Origin of the sequence: Flavobacterium sp., assembly GCF_031363805.1 — a bacterium.
Classification (GTDB): Bacteria; Bacteroidota; Bacteroidia; order Flavobacteriales; family Flavobacteriaceae; genus Flavobacterium.
Map to the genome: position 1 here is coordinate 1 of NZ_JANLVD010000076.1, position 8,308 is coordinate 8,308.

At 31.0% G+C, this 8,308-nt stretch carries 4 protein-coding genes; all 4 read right to left on the reverse strand.

The window, feature by feature from the left end; all coding sequences use genetic code 11:
- Positions 1-147 precede the first annotated feature (147 nt).
- Positions 148-570, reverse strand: a complete 423-nt coding sequence (locus RMN92_RS04350; protein WP_309608241.1) for a hypothetical protein — start codon at positions 568-570, stop codon at positions 148-150.
- 16 nt (positions 571-586) lie between these two features.
- Positions 587-4,885, reverse strand: coding sequence for a DUF6443 domain-containing protein (locus RMN92_RS04355; RefSeq protein ID WP_309608242.1), 4,299 nt, complete (start codon positions 4,883-4,885; stop codon positions 587-589).
- A 4-nt stretch (positions 4,886-4,889) separates the two neighbouring features.
- A complete protein-coding gene (locus RMN92_RS04360) occupies positions 4,890-8,003 on the reverse strand; it encodes a hypothetical protein (RefSeq protein WP_309608243.1) in 3,114 nt (1,037 codons plus the stop codon).
- A gap of 4 nt (positions 8,004-8,007) precedes the next feature.
- Positions 8,008-8,308: T9SS type A sorting domain-containing protein (locus tag RMN92_RS04365; RefSeq protein WP_309608244.1), on the reverse strand; the 301-nt coding region annotated here is incomplete at its 5' end.

The following is an 8,308-nucleotide window of genomic DNA, read 5'->3' on the forward strand; positions in this document are numbered from 1 at the left end:
TCTCATTTGCTATAACTTCTCTACATTTATTGTCATCTGGAAAGGCTTTTATGAACTCTAAAATATTCTCCCCCCTAAATATTGCTTCCATCTACTATATTTTACTGTAAATATAATTGTTTTTTATGTATGTAACTCGATTTATATTTATAGCTTTCTTGGTTTTTTATTGTCATATACAATCATTACATTGGTAATTAAAATACTAATTAAAAATGGTATTGAAGTTTTTATATAAAGATTTACTTCTATTAATGAATTTAACATATACAACCATATAATCCACATAAAAACATATAATACTAATCCTAAAAATATTAGTTTGTGTTTTTTTAATTTTGAAACAATTAAAATAAAAATACTAATTAATAAAAACTCTACTAAATAATAAGTATAATTTCCTTGAAAATTATCCACACTAAAATCCCAGCCATTTCCTAATGATCTATAAATTAATGTTATTAAACAAGTAAAAATAGATATCGAAGGTGTACCGTTATAGCTTATCTGTACATATAAAAAAGAAACTATAGTAATAATAGCTAATATGATATATTTATAATTTTTCATATTTGATTTGGATTAATTAAAACGAAGAACCACCGCCAGCATTAGGTTTTATGTCTCCATTACTTAAAACTTTTACTTTGTTAAAATCTATTTTATTTATTAGATTAACTGGATTTACTCCTTTACCCATTTGATTTAATATAGGAGAAAGATATGGGGTTAAAGTATTATCCATATTCGTATGTTTAGTTCCAATAGGTAAAATTACATTAACTGAATTGGTACCTTGTGCACCTATTCCACCTCCACCTGCATAATCATTTGCTGCTGATTTAAAGTTTACTAAATTTTTAACATTGCTTCCTAAAGGGACACTATATCCTTCCGCACTATTTAATCCTGTTCGATTAGCAGCTTCCATAGTCATTACTAAATCAATAGACTTATTTTTAATAGCACCATTGTTGTTTACTATGTTAGCTGCATCTAAAACGTCCTTACCCCCTAAACTATGACCAATTAATGCTAATTTTCCATCAGGGTTTGTTTCTCTATAATTAGCAATTGTTTGAGCAATATGCCCAGCAGTAATCCCACCTTCAGAACCAGAATAATTAATTATTGTGGCATTATTAACATTAAATCCTTTCTGTCCTATCATTGATAAGCCGTCATCATTATTGTTATATGGGCTAGGCATGTTTTTAATCAATGTATTATTACCGCTAATTTTATCACCATAATAACCACCTGCTGATCCATTAACTGTGATTACTAACATCTGTGTATTTTTCCCAACTTGTACAGGTTCTAATCCTTCAAGTTCTCTACTATCAACAACTCGATTACCACTAAAGACATAAGGAGACCAAGTGTGGTATTCCTCTGTAAGTGGATCTATTGACATAAACCTTCCAATAGCATAATCATAATTTCTCCATTTAAAGCTATCCCAATTCAAGCCTAGTTCATCTTGACGCTCTTGAGCTTGAAACTTATACTTGTAATAAGGACTAAATCCTGCCGGAGCTATTCTAAAAGTATTTCTACTAGTTGCTGAGCCCGAAAGTACAATTGGATCAGAATTATAATTGGTATGCTTTAACCCAAAAGGATAATAATTATTTTCCTCTATAATTTTGACACCTCCCGTACTAGGATCTATACCATAGCTTACTCTCACATTGCCTAGATGATCGGTATAATTAAATACATAATTAAAATAAGGAGACGATATAATTTGGGCTGGTTTACAAGTAACACAGTTGGTTTGCACCATGGCTACATTAACATAACCTTCTGCGTGAGGAAAAAATAACAAAATATTGTCCTTATATTGGTAACCACCTTGCAAATATTCTGTTTTGGATATCACTGTTCCTTGTGTCACTAGTTTTTGTAATTTTTGCCCTGTGGCATCGTAAAGATATTCAATAGTATTGGAACCAAAAAATATTTTAGTTGGTAAATTCAAATGGTTATAGGTAATAGCAGTAATACCCTTGTTGGCATCACTTATCATATTGCCATTGGCATCATAGGTATAATCATCGCCAGTATTCGTACCATTTTTAAAACCACTCGGACTGGTATTGATATCAGATACTTTAGCCAATCTGTTGCTATTATTATTTTCCTGATATTGATAATCTAAATAATCAATCTGCAACGCTTGACTTTGCGAATCAGCATCGCCATTCCGAACCAAAGTCGTAATGTTTCCGTTTTTATCGTAAGCAATGTTTTCGTTATACGAGTTGGTAACAGGAACGGCATTTTCAGGTCGCTGGTAAATAGAATTTAACAATCTGTTCAAATCATCATATTGGTAACCGTATTTTCTAAGCACTCCGTCTGACCAAGTACGCCAATGTGTTTCAGATATATTGCCATTAAATAACGGTTTACCGACATAGGTTGATATATTTTGTACTGTATTATAATTAATCTTAAAAGCAAATAAATCTCTTTCTAAATTATTTAAAACTAAATTGTTAGTTGCATCATTATTGATGCCTGTAAGCCAGCCTCGAATATTATATTTATAATCAACTTTTTGCAAAGGCATACTCACATTGTTTCCTACTTTTTTAGAAATCAATTGACCCAATTCATCATAGGTATTGTCTGCCAACAATTGTGCAGGCATACTGTTTACTTGATGCGTATGGGTAAGCAATCTATCTTGTGCAGAATATGTAAAATTTTCTGTAACCAATAATTCTATACTACTCGCATTATATTTATGTCTGGTTTTGGTGAACTCAGTTTTGCCAATAAAATCCAGTTTGGAATCTACTTGTGTATAACCGCCTAAATGATTGCTAGTAAAACTGCGAATGGGTCTGGCTTTATAATCGTATAAAGTATAGGCAGTTTCACCAATTATAGCGGTATCGGTTGTTAGCGTTCTGATCCATGAACCTGTAGGCATGCCTTTTGGTTTTAGGGTGTTGTTGTAGTACACAGCTTGCCCTTCAACATTGGCAAACGAAATCGCAGGTGTAATCGGAAAATTATAATCATCATAATAATTTACACTCAGCAATTTAAAGGTGGTGGGTGCTACGGCATTGCTGTAATAGGCAGCAATTCCATCAATAGTTCCACTGGTTTGTTTGGTTTCGTTTAAAGTAGTGGTTAAACTATTTTGAGCGGTTTGTTTGGTAGCTCTTTCAGTTTCGTTTACAATTGCTTGTTGCCAACCAGTGTAAACAGGTCTGCTAAAAGCATCATATTTGGTAATCAACCAACCAACCGTATTTGGTGTAGCATTGGGAAATGGCGAAAAGGCGGGACCTGTTGCTACTGGTCGGTCGAGTTTGTCATACACAATAAACTCCCATTGTTTACCAGGTAGTTTTTTCTCTACCAAGCGGTTTCGATAATCATATTTGTATTGGTAACACAAATTATTGAGTATGGTGGCATCAAGTACACCATCTGCCTTTGGCGGAATCACATAGGTCAAATTGCCATAGATATCATAAACGTAATAAGTATCGTGAGCATTATTAGTATTATAAGTTCTTTTTAAAACGACTTGTCCTTCTTTGTTTTTGAATTCTTCAGTTACCCCTCCTTTGGATGGGCTCGGGGAGGAATTTTCATCTCTGGTAACCGTTTTATACAATTGATTGGCATCATAATTTCCAGTTGATACAATATTTATATCATACAATCCTCTGGCAGAATTCCATGTAGTGGTAGCATTATGATATTTGACTTCGGCACCAGTGTTGGTTTGGTAATCCATTTTTATTTCATGACCAGAACCTAATTTCCAATCGTTGCCGGGTGCAGCTTGTTTTAAAACCCGATTGAGTGGCGAAGCTTCAAATTCTTTTTCAGAAAATGGATTTAGGGTATTTTCGTAATTGGGATTGTTGTAAAATGCTAAAACATCAGTTAGACCATTATCTTTATAAAGTGTTGATGCAGATGTATTGTTTACATAGGGCAAATATTCTTTTGTTTGCCTGCCAGAAAAATCATATTCTATTGGCGTAACAATATCTTTACCTGAGTTTGATTGTGCGATTGCAATATTTTGAATAGGTCTACCTAATCCATCGAAATAAGAAACATTTATGCTAATATCCTTCATATCGATAATAGCAGATAAACTTGTTACAGGGATTTTAGGCTTTGATGATATGATATAATTTTGATTGTAAGTTGAATTATTTCCAGATGTGTTTATAGGAACTGTACAACCAAAAACTTGTCCCGCTATATTAGGGCAATTATCAGAATTGTTATTTGCGTAACTGCCAATTGGTTTTAAACAAGATGTAATTGTACTTGTTGAACTTTCACCAAAACCATCGTTATCAGTATCAATATACCATTTTGTATTTGGATTTATCAAAAACCTAGTATCGTCACAATCAGTATTATTTAAAACTCCATTTAAAGGTTTTAAACATTGTGCAGACAAAATAATATTGCTTCCAAACCCATCCTTATCATTATCAACATACCAAATTGTATTGGGATTTAAGGTTGCTAGATTATCATTACAATCTAGGCTATTGAAAACCCAAGTTAAATCGGGAGGATTGCATATTATTAATTCATTTGATAAATTACCGAAACCATCATCGTCGGAATCTTTATACCATTTTAAAATTGTAATATTCTGATTATTATCATTACAGTCACCTGCCTTATTTGCATACCCAGGAGGAGGATCATTAATATCTGAACTATCCCACAAAATCGGTAAAACACCCCAATTATCACCATCGTTATCGGTCCAAAATTTATTACATCCATTACACGGGCCGAGTGCAGCATTGTTAGAAGGGGTAACTTGCGAACTGACACTTAAAATAAAACAGATATTAAAGAATATAGTAAATATTAATTTCATTTTTTTAATTTTTATAATGGTATTGGTTTTCAGATACAATTTTATTTGCTTTGTCTTTAATATGTATCAATCTATTGTTAGAATCATAAGTGAATGTATTAGTGTCACCTTTTGAATCTGTTATTGTAGTTACGCCAATTAGTGGTTTGTGAGTGTATGTAGTTATCATTGCATTTGATAAATAATTTCTCAACCCGTTAAAGGCTACTAAATTTGATTCATCATAATTTTGCAAGCCAGTAGAATCAGTCCCCAAGGCGGCGGCTACTTGTGCAAAGGTGGCATTTTCAATTTTAGCTACAGGTAGTGTTTTATTATAACCCCATATGATAGAAGTTGAATAGCCATTTTCTTGAGTATATTGTACTAAATTACTTTTAGCATCATATAAATCGTAAGTAACTTTTTTTTCTAAATTTCCTATATCAGGAATGCTTAATAAATTATTGGGGAATTTGGCAGAATATATGTTTTTGGGTAATAAAATATTATTAGTTGAGGTATTTCTTTCGTAGGTTGTAAATTTTTCAGATAGCTTTATTGAATTTTTAAATTGGGATTCCGATAATGGTAATGAAATATTTGCATTTTTAAAATTCAATAAATTTGTACTTGAGGGTAAATAAATATCCCATGGATATTTATATTGCGTTTCAATAAGTTCATTATTGATACTAGTAAATACATTTTTTTTAATCAAAACATCCTGACTAGAGACATTTGAAGAATAGTTCATAGGAGAATTGTATATAAAGTTTTCTGTATTAATTAACTGTCCTGATGAGTTTACAGTATTAGTAATCTTTTGGGTTAAATAATCATTGTAAAAATATATTTTGTTTGTTACAATAATATTACCCGAAACATGCATTCTAGTAGAAAAATTATTAAATTTATTATTGCTTACATTATAAGTAAAACTTGAAAATTGTTTTAAAACTGAATTAACATCATAAACAGATTCTGTTAGGATTTTTCCTCTTTCCCCACTTCTGTCATTTAATAAATTACCAATATAATTGGCAGCAACTCCATCGGGATTACATGGATTGCTATTATATATAATATTATTATTAAATAAATCGGGAGTTGTCGTAAAATCAGAATACTTACTTACTTTAAATCCATTACCATTCAATACTTCCGTTACCTCTGAATACGCAATAACTGGTGAATACATTAATATATTACCAATAGGATTTGATCTTCTATAAGATCTGTAATTTGGAGCGGATGTTACCTGTGGACAACTATAATATGAATGATATCTGGGCCATTGAAACATAATGCCACTTGATATACTACCTGTATTAGCTGAGTAATCTGAAATATATTTATACTCCTTGGAATTAAAATGCGATATGCCATCAAAATCGATTATTTTTTTTATTCTTGTTCCTCCTGCTATGTCGTTAGCATTATATAATGAAGGTCTGAAATTATTCACGCTTCTCAATTCCATTCTTTTGGAATAATAATGTGGTTCATATTCAAATTCGGAATACCCGCTTGTAGGATAAATTACTTTTTTTAGTTGTCCTTTTAATGCATAATCAAAATTAGAATTTCTTGAAGTGCCATTCTCATCATCTTTAAAAGTATAATCCCCATTTGATTCATAGTTAACTTCTGGAATCAATTTATTTATATTATCATTCCTACCATTCCAATATCCCCAGTGATCTATTGCAAAAGTGATTGGTTTAGGTAAAACTCCAGTTGGATAATATTCAAATGTGTGAGCTGGCTTACCAGTTTCTGTAACTGATTTTAAAAACATTCTGCTGTTTAATGCATCCCCAAAATGATCATATAATAAAGTGTAATTATTAATTAAATTATTATTGTTGTCAAACAATTTTATATCATCTAACTTTATATCCAAAAATTTGTTATATAGACATCTAGCAGATTCTGAAGGTATGTAATCGGATATAGTAGTTCTGTTATTGAATATATGTGGTTGTCTAGAGTAATTAAATTTGACTTTAAAATTATCAGAAACTATTTCATCCAATATTGCAATTTTTTGAATATTATATGTTGGTATATTGGAACCAACTGCAATAATATAATTTGGCTCCGTACCCCTGCTTTCATCTCTGTCAAAATTTTCGTTTAAAACTACAAAATCTCTTAAAATATCATTATTCCCATCAAAATTCCCATGTTCAGCAATATGCTGATTAGCAAAATTCCTACCCAATAAATCATCATTTTTATAATTAAAATTGATGGATTTTCCTGTATAATATTCAATTTTATACAGGAACCAAGAATTTATTATTGGATTATCACTACTTTCAAATTTATTTTGTGATAAAGATCCTGAAAGTGAATACTCCAAATTTTTCAATTCTCCACCAAAATAATATTTATTACCCTTATCATCTATAATTACAATTTTTGATTGTTTTGGAAAACAATTTGTGGAATTATAATCTTCTTGAAATGCTAATTCAGATATATCAATTTTTAAATTATTAGGGGCATTGTTGTTAACTTTTATAATACCATCATTACCCATAAAAAAATTGCCTGTTATGCCATTAAAATTAAAATTAAAAATATCTGGATCTGGCTCATAATTATTTATATCATTTTTATTAGAGATGGAATTACCATATAAAAAGGTTGCAAAATTTCGAGTACTATATGTTGCTGAATTAGCAAAATTAAAAACATCAGTGGAAGTATGTGTTTTGTGAGAAACTCCAATAATAAAGCCATCAGCATAATTGGTATCACTTATCCATGATGTTGCATGCCCTCTTTGATCATCTGGAACTGAATTTACTTTTCTAGTTATAACACCTCCCATATTTAAAAACCAATTATAACCTACTAAGCCTGATCTTTTACCGGGCCTAAATCCAGAACCCGCATAACTTAATGATATATTTAATGGATTCTCACCTGATACTGGCAGTGATAAAATTGGTATGTCTAATTTTAATTCACCAATATTTGATAAACTCGAAATATCTCCATATTTAATAAAATCAGCTACCCCCGGTGATTTAACATTTATATTTGGATTATCAATCTGAGCATTTACTGTAATGCTTATTAAGTTTATTAAAAATGTAATTTTTAATAATAATACATGTTGTTTCATATCCTTAATTTCTATTTATTCCTTTAATTACCTTAATCCCATCATGCTGCACATTGGTATCAATATTTACAATATAAATACCTTCGGGCAGTCCGCTTAAATCTATGGGTACTGTACGGGTTTTAATGGCAAAACGCTGCAATTGCCTTCCTGCCAAATCATATACACTCGCAAAACCATCTGTAAAATCATAGCCTACAATAATATTGGTAAAGGTGATGACAGGATTGGGCAAAGCTTCAATACTTAATTTTGGGTTTTCAGGTTTACTGTTGTCTTTGAGTTTTACTACCCAAAAATCGTTG